Source organism: Corallococcus carmarthensis, from assembly GCF_003611695.1.
GTDB lineage: Bacteria > Myxococcota > Myxococcia > Myxococcales > Myxococcaceae > Corallococcus > Corallococcus carmarthensis.
This window is the reverse complement of the sequence record NZ_RAWE01000184.1, coordinates 1-20,770: the sequence shown is the minus strand read 5'-3', so window position 1 is coordinate 20,770 and position 20,770 is coordinate 1. Positions and strand designations below refer to the sequence as shown.

General features: G+C 67.1%; 15 protein-coding genes and 1 other RNA gene. 3 read left to right on the top strand and 13 right to left on the bottom strand.

The genetic code is table 11. From position 1 onward, the window contains the following. Positions 1-238: 238 nt before the first annotated feature. On the top strand, positions 239-973 hold the full coding sequence (locus D7X32_RS33420) for a zinc ribbon domain-containing protein (protein ID WP_120606627.1): 735 nt from the start codon (positions 239-241) through the stop codon (positions 971-973). Positions 974-1,004: 31 nt separating this feature from the next. Further along, on the top strand, positions 1,005-1,655 hold the full coding sequence (locus D7X32_RS33415; RefSeq protein ID WP_120606626.1) for a ribonuclease HI family protein: 651 nt from the start codon (positions 1,005-1,007) through the stop codon (positions 1,653-1,655). A 16-nt stretch (positions 1,656-1,671) separates the two neighbouring features. On the opposite strand, the gene D7X32_RS33410 is transcribed toward D7X32_RS33415, so the two are convergent. From D7X32_RS33410 to D7X32_RS33355, 12 genes are all read right to left on the bottom strand, one after another. Continuing rightward, complete coding sequence (locus D7X32_RS33410; RefSeq protein WP_120606625.1) at positions 1,672-2,589, bottom strand: restriction endonuclease; 918 nt, start codon at positions 2,587-2,589, stop codon at positions 1,672-1,674. A gap of 2 nt (positions 2,590-2,591) precedes the next feature. Continuing rightward, positions 2,592-4,133: a restriction endonuclease subunit S gene (locus tag D7X32_RS33405; protein ID WP_120606624.1), complete on the bottom strand. Its 1,542-nt coding sequence runs from the start codon at positions 4,131-4,133 to the stop codon at positions 2,592-2,594. After that, complete coding sequence (locus D7X32_RS33400) at positions 4,130-5,566, bottom strand: class I SAM-dependent DNA methyltransferase (RefSeq protein ID WP_120606623.1); 1,437 nt, start codon at positions 5,564-5,566, stop codon at positions 4,130-4,132. The genes D7X32_RS33405 and D7X32_RS33400 overlap by 4 nt, the downstream gene beginning before the upstream one ends. Next, the gene (gene hsdR, locus D7X32_RS33395) at positions 5,563-8,949 is read right to left on the bottom strand and encodes a type I restriction-modification system endonuclease (protein WP_120606622.1); all 3,387 of its coding nucleotides are present in this window, start codon (positions 8,947-8,949) and stop codon (positions 5,563-5,565) included. The genes D7X32_RS33400 and hsdR overlap by 4 nt, the downstream gene beginning before the upstream one ends. Before the next feature lie 98 nt (positions 8,950-9,047). After that, entirely contained in the window at positions 9,048-10,826 is a 1,779-nt protein-coding gene (locus D7X32_RS33390; RefSeq protein ID WP_147450367.1) for a tetratricopeptide repeat protein, read from the bottom strand. After that, complete coding sequence (locus tag D7X32_RS33385; RefSeq protein ID WP_120606620.1) at positions 10,823-13,099, bottom strand: J domain-containing protein; 2,277 nt, start codon at positions 13,097-13,099, stop codon at positions 10,823-10,825. Before D7X32_RS33385 ends, D7X32_RS33390 begins: the two co-directional genes overlap by 4 nt. Continuing rightward, a complete protein-coding gene (locus tag D7X32_RS33380) occupies positions 13,096-14,616 on the bottom strand; it encodes a S16 family serine protease (protein WP_120606619.1) in 1,521 nt (506 codons plus the stop codon). The genes D7X32_RS33385 and D7X32_RS33380 overlap by 4 nt, the downstream gene beginning before the upstream one ends. A gap of 266 nt (positions 14,617-14,882) precedes the next feature. Continuing rightward, entirely contained in the window at positions 14,883-16,652 is a 1,770-nt protein-coding gene (locus D7X32_RS33375; protein WP_120606618.1) for an Hsp70 family protein, read from the bottom strand. Positions 16,653-16,683: 31 nt separating this feature from the next. Next, positions 16,684-17,184: a hypothetical protein gene (locus D7X32_RS33370; RefSeq protein WP_120606617.1), complete on the bottom strand. Its 501-nt coding sequence runs from the start codon at positions 17,182-17,184 to the stop codon at positions 16,684-16,686. Between the two features lie 213 nt (positions 17,185-17,397). Continuing rightward, a complete protein-coding gene (locus tag D7X32_RS33365) occupies positions 17,398-18,153 on the bottom strand; it encodes a formylglycine-generating enzyme family protein (RefSeq protein ID WP_158625810.1) in 756 nt (251 codons plus the stop codon). 166 nt (positions 18,154-18,319) lie between these two features. Then, positions 18,320-19,087 carry a tRNA(His) guanylyltransferase Thg1 family protein gene (locus D7X32_RS33360; RefSeq protein WP_120606615.1) on the bottom strand — a complete coding sequence of 256 codons (768 nt, stop codon included), beginning with the start codon at positions 19,085-19,087 and terminating at the stop codon, positions 18,320-18,322. Further along, positions 19,074-19,523, bottom strand: coding sequence for an AAA family ATPase (locus tag D7X32_RS33355; RefSeq protein WP_120606614.1), 450 nt, complete (start codon positions 19,521-19,523; stop codon positions 19,074-19,076). The genes D7X32_RS33360 and D7X32_RS33355 overlap by 14 nt, the downstream gene beginning before the upstream one ends. 175 nt (positions 19,524-19,698) lie before the next feature. Here D7X32_RS33355 and rnpB point away from each other — a divergent pair. Then, an RNA gene (gene rnpB, locus D7X32_RS33350) (RNase P RNA component class A) lies at positions 19,699-20,092 on the top strand. Positions 20,093-20,102: 10 nt separating this feature from the next. On the opposite strand, the gene D7X32_RS33345 is transcribed toward rnpB, so the two are convergent. Next, positions 20,103-20,666 (bottom strand): hypothetical protein, encoded by a 564-nt coding sequence (locus tag D7X32_RS33345; RefSeq protein ID WP_120606613.1) that lies wholly within the window; start codon positions 20,664-20,666, stop codon positions 20,103-20,105. Between the last annotated feature and the right edge of the window lie 104 nt (positions 20,667-20,770).

The following is a 20,770-nucleotide window of genomic DNA, read 5'->3' as shown; positions in this document are numbered from 1 at the left end:
GCGGCGATTCGCGGCAGGCCACGGCGGCGAAGAGGAGCGCGGGGGCCAGGAGGGGGCGAAGGTGGAGGCTGGACACGGGTCCCGTCTAACGGGTGCGTGAAGCGGATTCAAACGCTCAAGGGGCAGGCGGAGAACATGGGGGATGGAAGCTGCCCTATTTGGGCGTTGGAACCCCAGCATTCTTGTTGGTACAAGAGCCGAGCCGCACGTCGGTGCGGCCGTGTGGGAGGCAGCAAATTTGCGGGAGAAACTGAAGGCCCTGGCGGAGCTGCAGAAGGTGGACCTCGAGGTCGCCTCGCTCCGGAAGGCGGGGGACGTGCATCCCCGCCAGATTTCCGAGCTGGAGCGGGAGCTGGGGGTCGCGCGCAATGGCATTGAAGCCGAGCGGACACGCGTGGCCGACCTGGAGAAGCAGAAGGCCCTGCTCGAGCAGAACATCACGGACGAGAAGGACAAGGTGAAGAAGTGGGAAGCGCGCCTGTCCGACCAGCGCTCCACGCGTGAGTACTCGGCGCTCGCTCGCGAAATCGACATCGCGAAGAAGGGCATCCTCACCCAGTCCGAGGCGCTCACGGAGAAGGTGAAGGAGCTGGGCCTGGCCCGTGAAGCCATCAAGGGCAAGGAGACGGACTTCGGGACCAAGCAGCAGGGCCTGTCGGGCCGGATGACGGACCTGCGCGGGAAGCTGGGCGAGTCCGAGTCGCAGGTGAAGGAGCTGGAGGGGCGCCGCGCGGCAGTCGCCGCGAACGTGGATGCCACCCTGCTTCGCCGCTACGAGGTCATCCGCAAGAAGAAGCTGCCCGCGATGGTGGGCGTGGTGGCCGGCACCTGCCAGGGCTGCAACATGAACCTGCCCCCGCAGATGTACAACATGCTGCGCACCTCGCTGGGCACCGACGTGTGCCCCTCGTGCAACCGCATCATCTTCGCCATCGAAGCGCTGCAGGACCCGAAGGACGCCGCCGAGAAGTAGCGGCGGCAGCGCCTCTTCGGTCCCCTCCTCCATGCCGCCCCCTTCGCTCGTCGACGTCCTCCGTCACATCGCCAGTGAGGAGCCGCTGACAGCGACGGTGCGGGCCTTTCGCGGGCTCACCCGCGAACACCTGGGCCAGTTGTTGAACGAAGCCGCCGAGCAGCTGGGCGGCGGTCCGCGCGAGGCCGAGGCTCCCGTTTCGGAGCCCGCCCCGCCGACGGAGCCCATCTCCACCGTGCCCAGCATCGAGTCCGTGGCCCCCGCCGCGGGTGGGGCGCTGAACCGCGTGCGCGTCTATTCAGACGGAGCGGCGCGAGGCAACCCGGGACCTGCGGGCGCGGGAGCGGTGCTGACGAACACCGAGGGCGCGGTGGTGGCGCGCCTGGGCAAGTTCCTGGGGCACCAGACGAACAACTACGCTGAGTACATGGGCCTGCTCATCGGCCTGCAGCACGCGAAGAGCCTGGGCGCCCGCGAGGTGGAGGTGTTCGCGGACAGCGAGCTGCTCATCCGCCAGTTGGGCGGGCGCTACCAGGTGAAGAGCCCCACGCTGAAGCCCTTGTTCCAGGAAGCGCAGAAGCTGCTCGCGACCTTCGGCAAGGTGAAGCTCGCCCACGTCCCCCGCGCGCAGAACGCGGAAGCGGATGAGATGAGCAATCGGGCGATTGACGAGCGGATGTAGCCACGGAGCGCGTGCGTCACTCCTCGTCGCCGAAGTAGTCCAGATCCAGCTTCTTCACGGTGTACGTGGCGACTTCGGTGACGCCCACTCCGCTGTCGATCATCAACTTGGCGAGTTCACCGCCGTCGATGAGGACGATCTTCTTCTCGATGTGCTTCACGTAGTCGCGGGCCTCGCGGCTGAAGTCCGAGGTCGTGATGAGCACGCCCTTGCGAGCGCGCTGTCCTTCGAGGCTGCCAGCGAACGCCTGGACCACGGGACGGCCGACCGTGTTGTTCCACCGCTTCGCCTGGATGTAGACGACGTCGAGGCCCAGGCGGTCTTCCTTGATGATGCCGTCGATGCCTTCGTCACCGCTCTGACCGACGGCCTGGCCCGCGTCCTTGCGGGAGCCGCCGTAGCCCATGGTCACCAGGAGGTCGACGACCAGCTTCTCGAAGAACCGGGGGTCACAGGCCTTGATGCGCTCCAGCAGTTCTTCCGCGAGGCGCCTGCGCAGCTCCTGGTAGCTCTCGTCGAGGACTTCTTCTGGAGTCTCGTTGGAGACCGAAAGCTCCGGGGCGGACGAAGGGGCATCAGGAGCGTCGTGCTTGAGTGCCGCGAAGGCGTTGTACTCAGGGAACTGCTCCAGGAACTTCATGTCGATGCGCGTCGGCTTGCCCTGGAGAACCTGTTTGCCACGCGGAGTGATGCGGAAGCGTCCACGCCCGTTGGCCTCCACGAGCCCTGCCTTCTGCAGGTAGGTCTTCGCCCAACCGACGCGGTTGTGGATCCGCCGCTGGCGGCCACTGGGGAGCAGTTCATTGCGCTCCGCCTCGGTAGCCTTGAACTCCACGGCGATGGCCTCCACGGCCTCGCCAAGCGTGTGGTCCTTGCCGTCTTGGGTGAGCCGGAGGACCGGGAGCATCGCGCTCTGGAAGTCAGGGATGGGCATGATCAGGCGACCTTATTGCCCTCACGGCGCCGCTTCGAACCGGCCAGCAGCTTCTCTTGTTCGGCAGTTTCTCGTTGGGCTCGGATGCCCTCGATTAATACCGACGCCGGTTCGTCATTCGGGTCCTGGGGCACAAGTTCCCCTCGGAAGGCCTTGGCGAGGACTGACTGCTCCAACTTGTCGAGGTGTTGGCGCTGCTCGACAGTCTGAACCTTGTCTGCGCAGGCAAGAGCGGCAGCAGCCCGTGTCACCATGAGCTTCATCTCTCCTGATGGTGCGATCGGGATGGCCAATCTGCGAACGTGCTCAATATTCAAGCGCTGGACCGCGTTCCCGAACCTGAACTTGTCGTACTGGCTCCTAAGAATGGGCGAAAGAAGTGCAAGGCGAAGGTAATCGCCTGATAGCCAATCGGGCGGCCGAAGCCGTGCGGACGACTGGGTGATGTTGCCGCCTTCCAGCTCCTCCGGTACGACAATCACCTTTCCGATCGTGCCCACGATTGAAAGCACGATGTCACCGCTTCGTAGACTCGCCCTTTTGTACTGCGCCGCAATCGACGATGACGTTCTCTTCATGGACGTGAAGTCGATGGTCCCGTCGGAGTTCATGTCTATGGGCCGGATATACGGCACGCCACCTTTCACATCATCGCCGGGAAGGATGATCCCATAGACTACAGGTGCTTCGAGCGGGCAAACCTCTTCGATTGAAGCCCAGGCCCAACCGCTGGGCAGTTCCTGCAAGCCGCTCTCGTCGATCTGTGCCGGGGCCTCGTACTTCGTTTTCCATTGATCGTCTTTTGGCACCTTGCCTTTGGCCCGCATCCGCTTCAACTCTGCTTCTTCCCAGCGGTGGCGGCGCTCGGTGCGGATTCGCGCCAGGAACTCCGATGCGGGCTCCACATCGGGGTTCTTCTCTCGCCAATCTCGAGTCAGGTCGCCCCGGAATGCGGCTGCGAGCACCGACTGCCGGAAACGCTCAAGCAGGGTAGGGATAGCGTCCAAGGCCTCCTTCGCGCGACGGCTGCGGGCTAGGAGTGCTTCAAGCTTGGCAACAATGCGGCGCTGCTCATTGTGGGGAGGAAGCCGACAGGGAAATGCTTTCAGTAGGGCTTGGCTGATGTTGGGCTGGGCCCCACCTTGACCGGCAGCCCTCAATTCGTCTCGGCATGAGCGCAGGTAATAGAATACGAATGGGATGAGGTCGGTCGTAAGCCCCTCGGCAACAAGCGCTGCGCACGCTTGGTTCGTGGCGGCCGGGGTTCCCAGAATTCCGATCTTGCCAATGGTGGCACCGTACATCGCGACAAGGAGCGTCCTCTCAGGGAAGACTTTTGCGGCGCTCGTTCCAAGCCCCTCCTCAGTGATGTTCTCCTCAGTCACCGTGATGATGCCGTCCTGAAGCTCGCCTGTCTTTACCCAGGGAATCTTCCCGCCGTAAAAAGCGGAGTTGCCGCGCGAAGGAGTGCCACCGCTCGACCAGCGGCCCAGTTCGCCCAAAGTCGTCTCGGCCCAGCCTTGCGGTAGGTCGAACGTGCTCATGGCCTTCCTTCCGGAGCAATGATAATTCTTTCGAGAGCTTCGATCTCCTCCAAGGCGACTTGGAGCTGTTCTTTGATGTTGGCAGCGATGACCTCGGGCTCGGGTAGGCCATCCGAGTTCCCGAGCCCTTCGTCCCTGAGCCAAAGCACGTCCAGGTTGTCGCCACGGGTTTTGATCTCGTCGCGACTGAACTTCTGGAACCGACCTTCGGCGCCCTGAGCCTTGCGCCTGCTCTTGCCGTAGGCGTCGTCGCCGAACGCCTTCTCGAAGTCAGCGAAGTGCTCCCTGAGGAACGGCGTCCGCTTACCATAAGCAGGGACATTGGTCCGCATGTCGTAGAACCAGACAGCTCTCGTGTTGCCCTTGTCTTTCTCGCCACGGGTGAAGAACAGCACATTGGTCTTCACTCCCGGCGCGTAGAAGATGCCCGTCGGCAGTCGCAGGACGGTGTGCAGGTCACACTTATCCATAAGGTCGGCGCGGATCTCCTGACCGACGTTCTCCTCGAAAAGCACGTTGTCTGGGACAACGATAGCTGCGCGACCACCGGGCGTCAGTCCCCGGTAGACGTGCTCCAGGAACGCGAGCTGCTTGTTCGAGGTGGGGAAAGTGAAGTCGTCGCGCTCAGGCCGACCACCGCCCTTCTTTGTCCCAAATGGCGGATTCGTGATGATGATGTCCGCTTTCGGCAAGTCCCTTCCTACCGGTGAGAGGGTGTCGCCGAGGATCAGCTCTCCATCCATGTCATGCAGCGCCATGTTCATCAAGGCCAGACGCCGTGCTTCCGGGACCAACTCCACACCGTAGAAAGCCTTTTGGCGTTGAAACGCCTGCTGCTTTTCCTCAAGCGCAAAATAGTTGTCCGTCTGGGCGCGAACGTACCGGTCTGCGGCGATGAGAAATCCACCGGTTCCGGCGGCAGGGTCCTGCACACTCTCACCAGGCTGCGGCCTCACCACGGCGATGATCGCGTCTACAAGGGGCCGAGGTGTGAAGTACTGGCCCGCTCCTGACTTCACCTCCGTGGCATTCCTTTCCAGGAGGCCCTCGTAGAGGTCTCCAAGGTTCTCACGGTCCACGCTGTACCAATCGAGCGAATCTAGTGCCTTCACGAGCGCGTTCAGATTCTTCGGATGCCGCAGCGATGTAGTGGCGTTCGCATAAATGTCCTGGACGCGCTTGCCGCCGTGAGTGCCGAGATGAAGGAGCAGCTCCCTGTAGAACTGGAGCTGTTCCATGCCCTCACGGTTGGCAAGGTCGTCCCAGCGATATCCCTTGGGGAGTTGCCCCTCCCGCTTGGTCTCCTTCGCCATCTTCAAGAACAGCACGAAGGCCAGCTCTGCGACGTACTGGTGGTAGGTCACCCCGTCTTCGCGGAGGAGGGAGCAGAGGTTCCAGAGCTTCTGTACGAGTTCGTTCGCGTTGGTGTTCATCCGGTTGCCTTGCCACCTTGTTGCCAGAGAGCGTCGTGCAGGTCTGCAAGGACCTGCTCCAATCGACCCTCGAAGACCTTGTTGATGTACATGAAGCCGCCGCTGGCCTCGAACTGGCCCCGGTCGAATGCGTCCTTGTCCACGACGGATTCGAACTTGAGCTGCTTGGCGATCCGCTCCAGCCACTTCCGCTGCGGTGGCGTCCAGGCCTTCGCTTCCAGCACCTTGCGCAAGGCCCGGTCCACACGCTCGGAGTACGGAACCAGCGCCTCTCCCAGTGCACGCTGTCGGATGAAACCGATGATGGAGGCCGCGATGTCCTGGTTGGTCGTCTCTCGCCAAGCAGACTGGAGCGAGGTCTCGTTGTAGCCCGCCCTGTTGAGCTCCAGCTTCAACTCCTTGAGTTGCTGGCGCGTCAGCTCACGCGGTCGCTGGCACACCACCATCAGCGCTGGAAGCACGTTCTGGTTGTTCCGAATGAACGTTCCGAATTCGTTCAGGTAATCACCGGGCCTGACGCGCCCCGCACCGTAGCCCCGCTCCACGGACTTCAGAGAGTCCTCGTGGTAACTGACGTAGACCGCCGACGCAGGTCCCGTGGTGGTATCGAGCACCTCGCCCACCTGCTTGTGCGCTGAGAACCAGGCCGAGACCTCCGCGGAGGGCTTCTTCCGGAGGAAGGTCAACAGGTCGCCGACAGGCATTCCGGCCACCGCCTCGAAGTGCTCGGCGGATTTCTGCTCGATGTTTCTCCGCTTGCGCTGAAGCTTGACGACGAACTGGTCGATGACCTGCCGCTGGGCCTCCGCATCCTTGAGGCTCAGCACTTCCTGGGCGAGCTGTACAAACGTGAAGGACGGATTCACGACGACCGGCTTCATCGAAGTGAAGGGCTTCAGGGCCGCATAGAGGTCCACGGCATCGAAGATGCGGAAGACCTCCTTGCCAATATCGTCACATCGGCGCGTCCCTCGTCCCAGCATCTGCTCGTAGAGGATGCGGCTCTTCACCCGCCGCATGAACACGAGGTTCACAATGGGCGGCACGTCGATGCCAGTCGTGAGCAGGTCCACTGTGACGGCGATACTTGGATGCTTCTCGTTCTTGAAGCGGCGGATGAGCTGAAGCGGCCTGTCCGAATTTCCTGTGATCCTCATCACGGCGTTGTCGTCTACGCCCCCGTACTGCGCGCCTAGCGCCTTCTTCAACTCCTTGACCACCATGTCTGCGTGATCCTCCGTGACGCAGAAGATCAGGGTCTTCCCGTCAGCGGCAGGATCAATCTGCCGAGCCAATTCCTCACAGACAACGCGATTGAAGTTCTCGGTGATGACCCGGGTATTGAACGCATCCACGTCGAAGGACAGCTCATCCTTCATGTGAATGAGATCGATCTGCTGGGTCTGGGCGTTCCAGGTCGCCGCCTGCTCACCAGCAGCCCAGCGGATACCACCTTCGGACAGATCGGTGATGATGCGCACTGGTGGCTCATGATCCACAAGCCAGCCGTCAATGACCGCATCCGGGTAGCTGTATGTGAACACCGGCTGGCCAAAGATCTGTGTAGTGTGCAAGGCCGGCGTCGCCGTCAGTCCAATCTTCACCGCATCGAAGTGATCGAGGACCCGGCGATACGTGCTGATGTAGTCGTCCTGACTCCGGAAACTCAGCTCCGTGTCGCTCATCTCCCGGTCGAGGGTGTAGCCCCGGTGGCACTCGTCCACGACGATGCAGTCGTAGTCGTCCACCTTCGGCCGCTCGCCGTCGTCGCTGTAGAGGGTCCGCTTCACCATCCCCTGGACCGTTGCGAAGTGGAGCTTGGTCTCAGGGTCCGGCCGGATGTCCTCCATGCCCTTCACGTTGAAGATGTCCGTGAAGGTCTGAAGCCCCTCCAGACGCGCGTGCGTGAAGGCGTTGATGGCCTGTTCCCCGAGGGCACTGCGATCCACGAGGAAGAGCACCCGTCGGAAGCGCTTGGTTTTCACGAGCCGGTACACCAGCCCAATGAACGTCCTCGTTTTGCCCGTACCCGTGGCCATGGCGATGAGGCAGTCGCGGCGCCCCGCTTCCAGCGCTGACTCAACGGCGTGAATGGCCTTGATCTGGTAGTCGCGCAGGCCGAGGTATTCAGTCGGCTCCACTCGCAGGGCCGCTTCGGACACCTGCTTGTCCTGCTGGAGCAACCCCTTCAGGCCATCTGGCGAGTACCAGTCGACGAGAGCTCGGGAATGGTTCGTCGGACGCCTCGCATCAAGGAAGTGGATCCCACTCTTCAACTCGAGCTGGCGCAGGTACGGCCTGCCGTTCGTCGCGAAGAGGAAGGGCACCAGGTACTTGCCCCAGGGCCCACCTGGAAGAACCTCGTCACCCTGGAGCCGATAGCCTTCGCTGTAACGCTTCGCTTGCTGAATCGCGCCCGGTGCGTCCTTGCTCCGGCGCTTCGCTTCGACCACGGCCAGGACCTCCAGACCGGCGAAGAGGGCGTAGTCCGCCGGGCCGCTCGCGGTGGGCCACTCTGCGATGGCTAGATTGCGGCCACGCTGCGGTCGAACGCCCGCCGCGAAGGTGAGGGTCTGCGAGTCGGCCTCCCATCCCACCTGACGAAGCTGTGCGTCGATCAGCTTGCGCGTGTCGGTCTCGTCCAGGTCCAGGTCGGCACCGGCGGCCTGCGCCTGCCGGACCAAGACGTCGATCTGCTTGGCGGGCGTCGCCTCCGCCTTGAGCTGTACAGCATCGAGTCCGGCCCGGAGCTTCGCCTCTGCCTCCTCGGCAAGCGCCTGCCAGACCTCGCGATCCTCCGCATCCTTGCGAGCTCGCTCCTCAGCGGAGAGGCGTCGCCGGGCTTCCTCGGCTGCCGCAGCCAATGAGGCTTCGGCTCCGAGCTTCGCCTGCGTCAGTTCGCCCCGCAGCCGTTCCAACTCCTGCGCGAGCGCCTTGCTCTCCTGCGCCGGGTCAGGAGGCGGGATGAACGGCCCAAGGTTGAAGTTGCGATCTTTGCCGAAGCTCCGGTGAAACCAGATGGCCAGCACCCGGGCGATCTTCAGTCCGTGGAGCGCATCACTGTGCGTTCCCCGAACCTCATGCGCGGCAGCGTTCCCAGCTCGCCGAAGCTCATGAAAGACCTGACGGACCTCGACGGTCAGCGCACCGCGTGAGTCCAGTGCACGGATGAGGTCCACCTGGTTCTGGTCCGGTGAAGAGAGCAGGCCAAGGTTCGCGGCTGCTCGCTGTGCGAGGACCTCCGCGAGCTGCCGCAGCTTCATCAGGCAAGTGTTCGGGTCTTCGGCGAAATAACGCTCTGCCTGGGCACCCAGCGCGACGAGTAATGGGTCGTGGGTCTTCAGGAAATCGAAATTCGCGGAGCGCGGCTGGGGAGCAGGCACCGCACAACTCTACCGAATGTTCACAGCTTCCCGAGATCCAGAGGGATGGTGATGGGTCCAGGCCACCCCTGTCTGCCCGGACGACAGCACGCCTTCCGTCAGGGCACGCTGTCCCCCGCCACCGCGTTGGACGGCGTGGGGCGGTCCCAGCTCTTGAGCGCGACGGTGACCGGCCCCGGCATTAGGGCTGCCTTCTTAACGAGCGCGTAGGCCGCCTTGGAGTCCTTCCCGTCCGCATCCAGCTTCCGGGCGAGGACCAACTGGAGCGCGGCGCGCTCACCCCACTCCAACACCCCGAACGCGTTCACGGGCTGCCGGCCCTGCACCACGTCCTGGAGGTCCTCGAAGCTCAGCGACACGCCCGTCAGGTCGAGCGTCCTCGCGGCGAGCGCGGAGTCTCCCTGCCGTTCGAACTCCGCCGCCAGCAACACGCCCGCCTCCGAGCCGACGAAGCGCATGACCCGGAAATCCACGCCGGCAACGGCACGGGCAGCGAACTCGGGCTCCTCGGCGAGCGCCATCAGGACTCGCGCCGCGCCCACGTACGGATTCTCAGCCGGCACCTTGCGCAGAGCCTCCGCGTCCACCGGCTCACCGAGCACGGCCGCCACCCACTCCTGCAACACCCCCTCCGGCATGTCCTTCGACGCCCTGGCGAGGAGCTTCGTCATCACCACGTCCCCGCCATGCCGCCAGGAACCTCCGGACAGGCGCGCGTAGAGCAACAGGTCATCCGAGTCCAGGCGCTCCGCCTCGTCGACCTCGAGCAGCTGCTTGCCGAACGCACGGGCCGCTTCCTCGCGCCGGCCCAGGCCCGCCAGCACCGTCGCGTGCGTGTCCCGATACGTCGCGTATTCGGCGTCGCCCTTCGCCATCGCCTCCAGCAACGGCAGCGCATCCGCCCAGCGCAGCTGACGCACGTAGCGCATGCACAGCGCCTTCTGGGGGAGCGACTCCCCGGGATGCGCCTGGACCAGCGCCTCGAGCCTCGGGATTGCTTCTTCCGCGGGCTCGACCCTCGCGAGCATCGAGACCATGCCCATGGAGCCGGGCTCCCGTGCGACCGCGTCCGCGTACCAGGCTCGGACCTCCGCGCCACGCCCGGCGCGCATCATCTCGTGGGCCCACATCCGGTGCGCGTCCAGGTCGTCCGGATACGCGTCTCGCCACTCCCGCGCTGCGGCGATCGAAGGCAGGCGACCCTCCGTCCGCGCGAGCGCAATCCTCGAAACGAAGGCGGCCTGGTCGACTCCAGGCGCCTTCGGCAGGGCGCGCAACAGCCCTTCCGCGAGCCGGTTCGCCTCTGTGTAGTGCTGGGTCTGCAGCAACCAGTTGAAGCTCGTGCCCCATCCCCCCGGCGCCTGCCCCAGGTGGACGCGCGTCATCGTCTGGCCATCCTCCTTGCGCATCGACATGGTCGACGGAGGCTCGGTGAGCATGAAGTCGATGGGCCTCACCCGCTGGAACGGGAGGCCCGCCAGGGGCTGCGGCACGGAGTCCGCGGTGTCGTTCCGAGCCGAGGACCGCGAGTAGTAGATGACCGACGTGTACAGCGGCGCGGCGCCCAGGACGTTGTAGAGGAAGAGGCCCCGCTCGTCCGTCACGACCACCGTGTCACGGGCCAGCGTGCCGCCCTCACCGACGACTTCGACGTCCATCGCCCCGGTAGACATCCGGCGCGTGAGGTGATCATTGGCCTCGAGCGTGAACCGCGAACTGCCCGCCGTGATGGTGACTGGGATGTCCAGGCCGTTGACGAAGAGCACGTCCTCGAAGTCCATGGCGTAGCGGACCAGCCCGACGGCCACGAGCGCGCAGGCCCCGATTCCGCCAAGCACCCCGTACGTGCGGCGGGGAGAAGTCGAAGGAGCACTCACGGCTGGACCTCCTGGGCAAGCGTCGACGCGGTGAACAACAACGGACGGCGGCCTCCCGCTCCGGGCAGATGCCAGCGGTCCACCCACGCATGGAAGAGCACCTCCGAGGCACGTGGATCCGCCGCGTCCGCCAACAACTCCAGCGCCGGAGCGGGCACGCCCTGCGCCAGCCCCTCCTGCGACACGGCCCAGACGCGCAGGGCCCGGTTGCTCTCGGACGCTGGCGCAAGCATGTCCCGCACCCGCAGGGTCATCACGGGAGCGCCTTCCCGAGCGGCCCCCCGGCCTCCATCCACGACCACGACGCCCTGCCCCAGCACCTCGTCCATCATGTGCTGCCACGCGGCCACCAGCCGCTCCGACGGGTCGTCCTTCCAGCCATCCCCGGACGCCTCCCACGCCACGGTGATGCGGCGGCCATGGGCTCGCGACATCGCGTCCAGCAGTCCCGCGAAGAACGCGCGGGACGGCGCAGCGGCACTGTTCGCATCCAACCGCGCTTCGAGCCGCGCGCGGACCTGCGCCAATTCCGCGTCCACCCGGGACTGGGCCTGGGGAGCGAAGCGTGTCTCGGGGTATTCACGCAGGAAGGTCAACATGGAGCTCAGGCCCGGCTGCGCCGCGACGCGCGTCCAGGCGTACTCCTCCACCTTTCGCATCTGCGGCCACACGGAGACACCTACCAGCAACACTCCCACGCAGGCGGCGGCGAGCAGCTGGGGCCAGGACACGATGCCGTCCCTGGCGCGGACATGGCCCTCCTGATCCGCGCTGGCCAGCAACGCCGCGGGCAGGTGCTCCACGCCACTCTCCGCGTCCAGCATCCCCCGGCCCAGCAACTCCAGCACCCGGCGGTGCCGGGCAATCAGCTCCTGTGCCACGCCTTCGGCCGTCTTCTGGCCGCGCACGTTCAACACCACGGGCTGACCGTTGAACTTCATCTCCAGGGCGGTGTGCTTGTAGACGCCGTTCTGCTGGTGATTCACCAGGTGCAGGTCCTGCAGGTGCACGAGCGGCCACACGGTGATGCGATCGATGGCGACCTGCACCAGGTGCAGCGGATGGATGGTGTTGAAGGTTCCGTAGGGGCTCGCCAGCGCCCGCATCAGGTAGCGGACCACGGCATAGGTGCAGGCGGAGAAGAGCGCGGAGAAGAACGCGCACCACACCCAGTCGCCGACGCTCCGCTCCGCGGTGCCGAGGAAGCAGTGCGCGAGCATGAGGCCGGTGACCGTGGCGAACGCGAGCGTGAACCCCGCCGGGGTCAGCCAGTTCGTGGGGGTGCGCCAGCCGCCAATGCGCTCGGCCTCCGAATGCAGCCATTCGCGGGTGACGGCCGGCAGCGCGTCCACGTCCAGCGTGACGCGCGTCGGATAGACGACCTCGGTGGCGCTCTCCGGGTTGAAGCGCCGGCCGAACGCGAGCAGCCGGTTCGCTCCCTGGGACTTCTGCTGGGCGAAGAGGTGCGCGGCCGCGGCGGAGAGCTGGCCTCCGGCCCAGCGGCGCAGTTCGGGGTCGGCGTCTTGCGGCAGCTCGGCGTCGAGCTTCTCCAGTTCCTTCGCGGCGTCGGCGTCCTGGCCGTGCTCCAGCATCGTCGCGATCCGCCGCACCTTGAGGGCGAGCACATCCATCCGCGACACACCGGGCAGCGCCTGCGCCTGCTCCAGCACCTTGAGCGAGTCCGCCACCTGCCCCATCGCCTCCAGGCAGTCCGCCAGCGCCACGCGCGGGCCCACCTCCGACGGGCCATGCTTGCCCGCGCGCCAGAAGGCATCCGCGGCCTCCTTCAGCTGCTCCAGGCGGATCAACGCCCAGCCCCGCTGCAGGTGCCCCTGCCAATGGTCGGGGGCCCGCGCGAGCAGGGCATCGTACTCCGCGAGCGCCTGCTTGAAGTCGCCCTCGAAGAAGAAGTGGCGGCCCAGCAGGAGGCGCGCGTCGTGGAAGTCGGGCTGCTCGGTGAGCAGCGTGGTGAGGACCTTCCGGCCGCCGTCCTTGTCACCTGCTTCGAACAGGTTGATGGCTTCCTGGAGGTGCGCGTTGTTCGCCGACTCCGGACCGTCCACCGGCTTCGCGGCGCTGGCGTCGAAGGCCTGCCGCGCTTCGGGGTCGGAGAGCAGCTCGTAGGCTTCTCGCAGGCGCCGGAACTCGTCCGGATGCGTCTCCGGCGGGTTCTGCCGGACGCGCTCGAAGTAGGCCTTCTTGATGGTACGGGCGTCCGCGTCCTGTGGGACGCCCAGCACCTCGTAGGGGTTCTGGCGGGGCTCGTTGTTCACCGTCGCTCCAGTCCTGGCGTGTTCGCGGCCGCGTTCACCAGCCGCCACGCCTCATCCAAGCTGTCCACCGCGATCAATCGCAGGCGCCCGGCCACTTCGGGCGGCAGCGCCGCCACGTCGTCCAGGTTGCGGCGCGGGTGCACCACCACGCGCATGCCTTCGAGATACGCGGCCACCAACTTCTCGTGCACGCCACCCACCCGCCGCACTTCACCGTTCAGCGTCACTTCGCCCGTCACGGCCAGCCGCGCGGGCAACGGGCGCTGCGTGTACGCGGACAGGCCCGCCAGCGAGAGCGCGAGCCCGGACGACAGGCCGTCCTTGCCGACCTCCGTGTCCGTGTAGTGCAGGTGCAGGTCGTAGCGCGTCGTGAGCGTTCCCAGGCTCAGCGCGGTCGCTCGGGCACGCACCACGCTGAAGGCCACGTCCGCGGCCTCCTGGCCCTCGGGCCCCACGCGGCCACTGCACCGCAGCACGCCGCGCCCGGGAACCGCGACCGCCTCCAGCGGCGAGACATGTCCGCCCCCGGGATGCCAGCCGAGCACGCCCAAGCGTCCCACCGCGGGCAGGTCGCGCGCCAACAGACGGCGACGGGCCGCGACTTCGGCCTCGCGCCCCGCCGCCGCCAGCGATTCGCCGTTCGCGGCCGCGATGGCATAGAGCTCTCGCGCTTCGTCCAGCGCTCCCGCTTCGAGCCGATGATCTCCCAGTCGCAGCGCGGCGGCCCCCGGTGCCCCGGCGATGTCGACCGCGGCGCGACGGGCGTCTTCCACCTGGGCGGCGGGCCGTCCCTCCAGCCACATCAACTCCGCGCGAAGCAGGGCCGCGGCGGCGCGGGTCTTGGGCGATGAAGGCGCGACCACGAGTTGCCGCTTCGCCTCCGCGAGCGAGCCCCGGCAGAGCGCTTCCACGGCGGCGTCGAGCTTCGCCTCGGAGAGCGCGGCGCGCGCAGTGGGCAGCTTGAGCGCCTGCGCGGCCTGCTCCAGGGGAGGCGCGTCCAGCATGGCGGTGGTGGCGGGGAGCCCGAGCGCCGAGCGAGCACCGAGCACCGACTCCGCGAGACGCAGGTCCTCCGGCGAGAGCATCCGGGCCCGTCTCAGCGCGGGCATGGCTTCGGAAGGACGGTTCGTGCGTTCGCACAGACGGATGACGGCGCGCCAGGCCTCCAGTTCACCGGGCGCGGCTTCGGTGGCTTCGAACGCATGCACCAGTGCGTCGTCCGGCCGGTCCTCTTCCAGGAGCGTGATCAACTCCGCGCGCAGGGACGCATCGCGAGGGGTTTCGCGAACGGACGTCTCCAGCATCTTCAGCGCTTCCGCCCGCCGGCCATCGCGAGCCCAGGCACCACACAGGAGCCGGCGCGCGGGCCCGCCTCCGCCCAGATCCAGGGCCTTGCGCGCGTGCTCCGCGGCGCCGCGAAAGTCGCGCTCCTGGAAGAGCGCTTCGGCCAGCGCCAACCGCGCCGAAGGTTCGGCCGGGCGCAGCACCACCGCGCGCTTGAGTTCGCTCAGGAGCATGCGTGCTCCTGAAGCAGCAGCGCGGTCGTGCTCGATGCGTCCGTGCAGCGCCGCACCACCGCGCGCTTGAGTTCGCTCAGGAGCATGCGTGCTCCTGAAGCGGCAGCGCGGTCGGGCTCGATGCGTCCGTGCAGCGCAGCACCACCGCGCGCTTGAGTTCGCTCAGGAGCATGCGTGCTCCGGAATCGGCATCGCGCGCAGGCTCAACAGGCCTGTGCTGCGCGGCACCACCAGGCGCTGGAGTTCGGTTCGCGGCACGTGCTCGCTCAGCCCAGGTCGAACAGCAGGTCGGTCAGCTCGGCGTCCAGGCGGGCCGCGGCGGCGCGGTCGCCCTTCGTACGGGCCTCCCGCAGGGCATTGCACAGCGACTCAAGCCGGGGACGCACGCTCGCCGGCGCGGTCGCGATCCGTTCGGTCGCCGCGGTCAGCAGGGCATCCGCGTCGGCATCCGAGGATGCAGGGGTCGCAACAGGCACGGGTGCGGACATCGTGGCTCCCGGAGTCGCGCCCCATTCGCGCGCCAGCCGCTCCTTCGCCTCCAGCCGCTGCTCCGGCCCCAGGCGCTGCGAGCGCTTGTCCACCACCAGCGTGGCCTCCTTGCCGGTGGAGACCACTCGCGTCGTGACGTCGAGGATGCCGTTGATGTCGTACGTGAACGTGACCGCGACCTTCTCCGTCCCCGCGCGGCCCGGCGGTACGCCCTCCACCGTGTACGCATCCAGCAGCAGGTTGTCCTTCACCAACCGCGCCTCGCCCTGGAACACGCGGATCTCCACCGCGCGCTGCCCATCCGCCGTGGTGGCGAAGGTCTCCGTGCGCGATACCGGCACCGTCGTGTTGCGCGGAATCAGCGGCGAGAAGACGCCTCCCACCCGCTCGCGCCCCACCGACGCCTGCACCTCCACGCCCAACGTGAACGGGCACACGTCGGTGATCATGATGCCGTGCGCCGCACTCACCGCGCCCGTCTTAAGCCCCGCCTGCAGCGCGGCCCCCAATGCAATCGCCTCGTCGGGGTGCACGCCTTCGCGCGGCTCGCGGCCGAAGTACTCCGCGACCAGCTGGCGCACCAGCGGCACGCGCGAGCTGCCCCCCACCAGCACCACCTCCGCGATGGACTTCTTCGACAGCTTCGCGTCGCGCAGCGCGCTCTCCATCGGCTCGAGCGTGGAGCGCACCAGGTCCGAGATCAGCGCCTCGAACCTCGCGCGCGTCACCTCCACCTCCAGCGACGCGGGAGTCCCACCCCGGCCCGCCGCGAGGAACGGCACGATGACGGGCGTGGCGTCCACCGACGTGAGCGCGATCTTCGCGGCCTCCGCCGCGGCCTTGAGCCGCACCTGTGCCGCCAGGTTGCCGGCCAGGGACACGCCGTGGCGGCGCTCGAACTCCGCGCCCAGCCACGCGGCCAGCGCCTGATCGAAGTCGCTGCCGCCCAGCTGGTTGTTGCCCGCGGACGCCTTCACATCCAGCACGCCCTGGAACATCTCCAGCACCGACACGTCGAACGTGCCGCCGCCCAGGTCGTACACCAGCACGTACTGCTCGGCGTCCAGGTGGTTCACGCCGTATGCGAGCGCCGCGGCGGTGGGCTCGTTGAGCAGCCGCTCCACCTTGAGACCCGCGAGCTCACCGGCATCCTTGGTCGCCTGGCGCTGCGCATCGCTGAAGTACGCGGGCACCGTGACGACCGCCTCCGTCACCGTGCCGCCCAGCGCCCGTTCCGCGTCCTCGCGCAGCGCGCGCAGGATGAGCGCGGAGATCTCCGTGGGGCTGTAGCGGCGGTCGCCCAGCGTCACCGGCAGGTCGCGGCCCATGCGCCGCTTCACCTCCGCGATGGTGCGCTCCGGATGCACGAGCAACTGCGCTCGCGCGGACTCGCCCACGTGGAGCCGCCCCTCCGCGTCCAACCCCACCACCGAGGGCGTGAGGCGCTGCCCCAACCGGTTGGTCAACAGGTTGGGACGGCCCGCGCCGTCGAGCGCGGCCACCAGGGAGTGGGTGGTGCCCAGATCGATGCCAACGACATGACTCATGATAAGGAAACCTGGGCCTTTCGGCGGAGGACTAGGACTCCGGCGGAGTCCACGGCTGGGCGGGCGCGGCGACAGTGGTGGCGGCCACCGGCCCCGAGTACATGCGGCGCAGCTGCTCCAACCCTTCCTCGCTCATCCCCACCTCCCGGGCGATCTCCAGCGCGCGCTCCGGCGACGCATGGGTGACCCACTTCCAGGTGTACGAAGCGACGAGCCCGCCAATGCAGGCCAGCGCGATCACGCCCGGGACGATGGCGTCCGTCTGCTCGTGATCCCCGAAGGCGACGAAGCCGACGACCAGCGAAATGAGCCCCGCGACGATGAACACGAAGCGCGCCCATGCCACGAGCACGGACTTGCCGCTCATGCCGATGGCCTGCCCGCGCCAGCCATTGCCTTCCTCCGCCACGACGAGCCAGCCCTCCAGCGGAATGAGCGGCACGAAGTTGATGTGACCGAACTTCGTCGCCACGTAGCCCAGGCCCGGAATCGCATCGACCTTGCCGAAGAGCCTCGAACCGAAAATGACCATGTGCTGCCCCCTCGAAACCGTCGCGCCGTGCCTCGAAGCACCTGGCCGCGCGAGCGCGAATCCTGCGGCACCCGGGCGAACGCGCGCAATCCCCCGCCCCGGGTAGGACAGCGCCTCACGGCCCCGTGAGGCAACTGCGTTCAGACAATACGGACAATGCGTGCAGAACGGGCTGCACGACAGCCCGAGCGCATCCCTCCCACGATGCGCGGCTCAGGGCCGGCGCACGCAGCGGAAGCCGACCCCCGTCAGCCCGTGCTGGGGGTACGGGAGACCGCGATGGGCGGACCGGAACAGGGGCGGCACGTGATTGAGCCAGGAGCCTCCACGGTGGACCGGCTTCGCAGGCTCGCCGGAGGGCTCGAAAGGCGCGTCCTCGCCAAGCCGCTCCTGATACCGGGTGGCGGTCCACTGCCACACGTTCCCGGCCATGTCGCAAAGCCCCCAGCCGTTGCATCGCGGACCGGCGTGGACCACCGGAGCCGTGCCACCCGTGCAGCCTCGCGACGCGCAGGACACCGAACCGACCACGTGCTCCCCGGCGAACGACTCGCCCCACCAATACGCGGTGGGAGCGGAGGCACGCGCGGCGTACTCCCACTCCGCTTCCGTGGGTAGCGCGCCCCCCACCAGTTCGCAGTAGGCCCGTGCCGCCCGCCAGTCCACGCAGTTGACGGGATGATCCGTGCGCGTGGAGTCCAGGTTGCAGCGGCCGAGCCATCCCTGCGGCGTCTGTGCGTCGGTCCACCATCGCGCCTGGGGATCCTTCGCGCGCACCTGTTCGAGCCGCGCCGCGAAGGCCCGCACCGTCACGGGCGTGACGTCCATCTGGAACCGCTCGAACGCGGCCTCCGTCCGGGGGCCTTCGTCCACATCCCGCCCCGGTTCTCCAGCGGGGGAACCCATCTCGAAGTGCCCGGCCGGCAGCCACACCGTCTCAGGCGTGGCCACCGGTTCCACGTGGGCCATGAGCGGAGCCGTCCCCTCCTTCGCGGGCGCACAGCCCACCACGAGCACGAGGACGGCGAAGCCTGGGCGGGACAAGAAAGAGGTCATCCGGAGGCATGTTCGAACGTGGTGGCCTGGAACTCCAGCAGCACGTCACAGCCCTCCAGCTCCGACGGGTGCTCCACGCTCATCGCTCCACGCCCTCCAGCAACGACAGGATGAACGCGCCGTACGCGTCCTTCATCGGCAGCTCGTAGTCCACCTTGAGGCGGCGGCGCTCCGCGAGGACTGTCTCCCCCGTCTTCGGGTTGAGCGCCTCCTTCGCGTACGTCTCCCGGTAGAGCCCCGTCCCGCGCTTCTGCCAGTTCGGCAGGTCGTTGAAGTTCACGCCCCGCTGGAAGAGCAGCTCGTTCTTCTCCGCCACCGACAGGCGCACGAGCGTGTTCGTGGCCTCCGCCACGCCCTTCCCTTCGCGGCGCAGGCTCCAGTAGCAGTGCGCGTTCAGCGCGTTCCGGTTCGCGTCCTCGTTGCGCCAACGGAAGTAGTCGCGCACGAGCCCCGCGTTCGGCAGCTCGCAGATGCGGCAGTCGAACGCGGCCAGGTCCCCCAGCAGCAGCGAGAACTTCGCGCTCGCCTCTCCCGCGAGGATGGAATTGAACTTGCGCGTCTTGCGCCCGAAGGCGTCCTCGTCCGGGTGGAACAGCAGCGAGATTTCGTCGCTCTGCGTGTAGCCGTAGACGACCCGGAAGCCGCAGTCCATCAGGTGCCCGGTCGTCGCGACCATCAGGTCCCGGACGCGCACGTCGAAGGGGCTTTCGAAGGCGTGCACCTCCTTGGTCAGCCGCGTGAAGCCACGGCCATCGATGCGCGCCACCATGAAAACGCCGGGCAGCACGCACAGGTCGTGCGCGGTCTCGAACACGCGCATCTTCTCGTCGAGCTCATCGAACTTCACGTTGCCACTCCTCCACGGCGAAGCCGTCCTGGGACCACCGGACGAAGAAAAGTGCGTCGAACCCCTCCTCGGGGCTGGGGACCTGCAACCGCTTGTAGGTGCCGAGCACGCCCACCAGCGGCACGCGCTGCTCCACCGGGCGCTGATCATTCCGCAGGAGCGCGTCCGCGACCTTCGACTGGAAGTAGAGCCCCACCACGCGGAAGCCGAACTGCTTCGCCGCCGAGATGTAGCGGGAGCGCTCCGCCGCCGTGGGGTTGGTGTTGTCCACCACGAAGGGCTGCTTCGCTTCCAGGCACGCGCGCAGCAGCACCTTCTCCCGGTGCCGCGTCTTGAGCATGTCCAGGCTCAGGCGGACGTGCGTGGTGAAGAAGCGCTCCCGGTAGAAGCTGCTCTTTCCCGCCCCCTGGATGCCCGTGAAGATGACCGCCTCCATGCCGTCCCTCCCCTCCCGCGAAGGCCGCTCGCGGGGACTTCGGGACGCTCAGGCGCGGGGAAACCCGACAAGCCCCCGGCCGCCCACCCGCCGGGGTGCACCAAGGCGGTCACACGACATCGTCCCTTCCTGAAGGTGGACCCGCTGGGGCTGGCTGTTGTATCCCCGGAGTGCCGGAGCGGTCCGGGTGAACGCCGGCCATCGCAGGCATGGATGGCGGGAGGAAAGTCCGGGCTCCACAGGGCAGGGTGCTGGCTAACGGCCAGTCGAGGCGACTCGCAGGAAAGTGCCACAGAAAACAGACCGCCTGTCCTCGCAAGGGGGCGGGTAAGGGTGAAACGGTGCGGTAAGAGCGCACCGCGTCCGGGGTGACCCGGACGGCACGGTAAACCCCACCTGGAGCAAGAGCCAATAGGAGCGCGTCCCCGCAAGGGGACAGGGATGGCCCGTCCCATGCGTTCGGGTTGCTCGCTGATGAGGTCCCTGGGCAACCAGGGCCCTAGATGAATGTTCGCCGCCCATCCCGAAAGGGGTGGGGACAGAACCCGGCTTACAGGGCCGCTCCGGTTTTTTTCCCTGTCATCCGCCCACGGGGACCTGCGCCAGCAAGAGGCGGCCCCGGCCATCGTTGCGCACCGCCTCCGGGTTGGTGATGGGCAGCCGGGCGTCGTTGCGCGGCTCCCACAACCCCATCCACACGTTGATGGCGCGCGGCGAGGCGCCCGGCGGCAGGGCGATGACGAACTCGTCCTTCACCGTCTCCCCCACCTTCCACTGCGTGGTGGGGTACAGGCCACCCGCGGGCTTGTGGTCCACGTTCATGCGCTCCATCCGCCCGTCCGCGTCCTCCAGGTGCACGAAGACGAGGTAGTCCTCTTCGATGGGCTGGAGCACCTTGAAGAAGACGGTGACGCGCGCCTGGTCCCCCGGGGGGATGCGTCCCGGCTGCACGGACGCGCCCACCACCTCCACCTTGCCGCCCAGGTTGGCGCCGCTGCGGATGGACAGCGGGGGCACCTGCGCGACGGTGGCAGCGCGGCGCTCCTCCGGGCTGGCCCCACCGGGGGCCTCCACGATGCAGGCACTGGAAGTGCCCAGGAGGACGGAAGCGGTCAGCAGGACGTTCAGGGGCGGAAGGCGCATGACGGAGGGCCGTTCTACCCGGCCACGGGCGCTGCATCCAACTGCGTGTTGGTGTATGCGGAGCGGCGATGAAGACCCCGACCTCCCTCGACGCACTCCTGGCG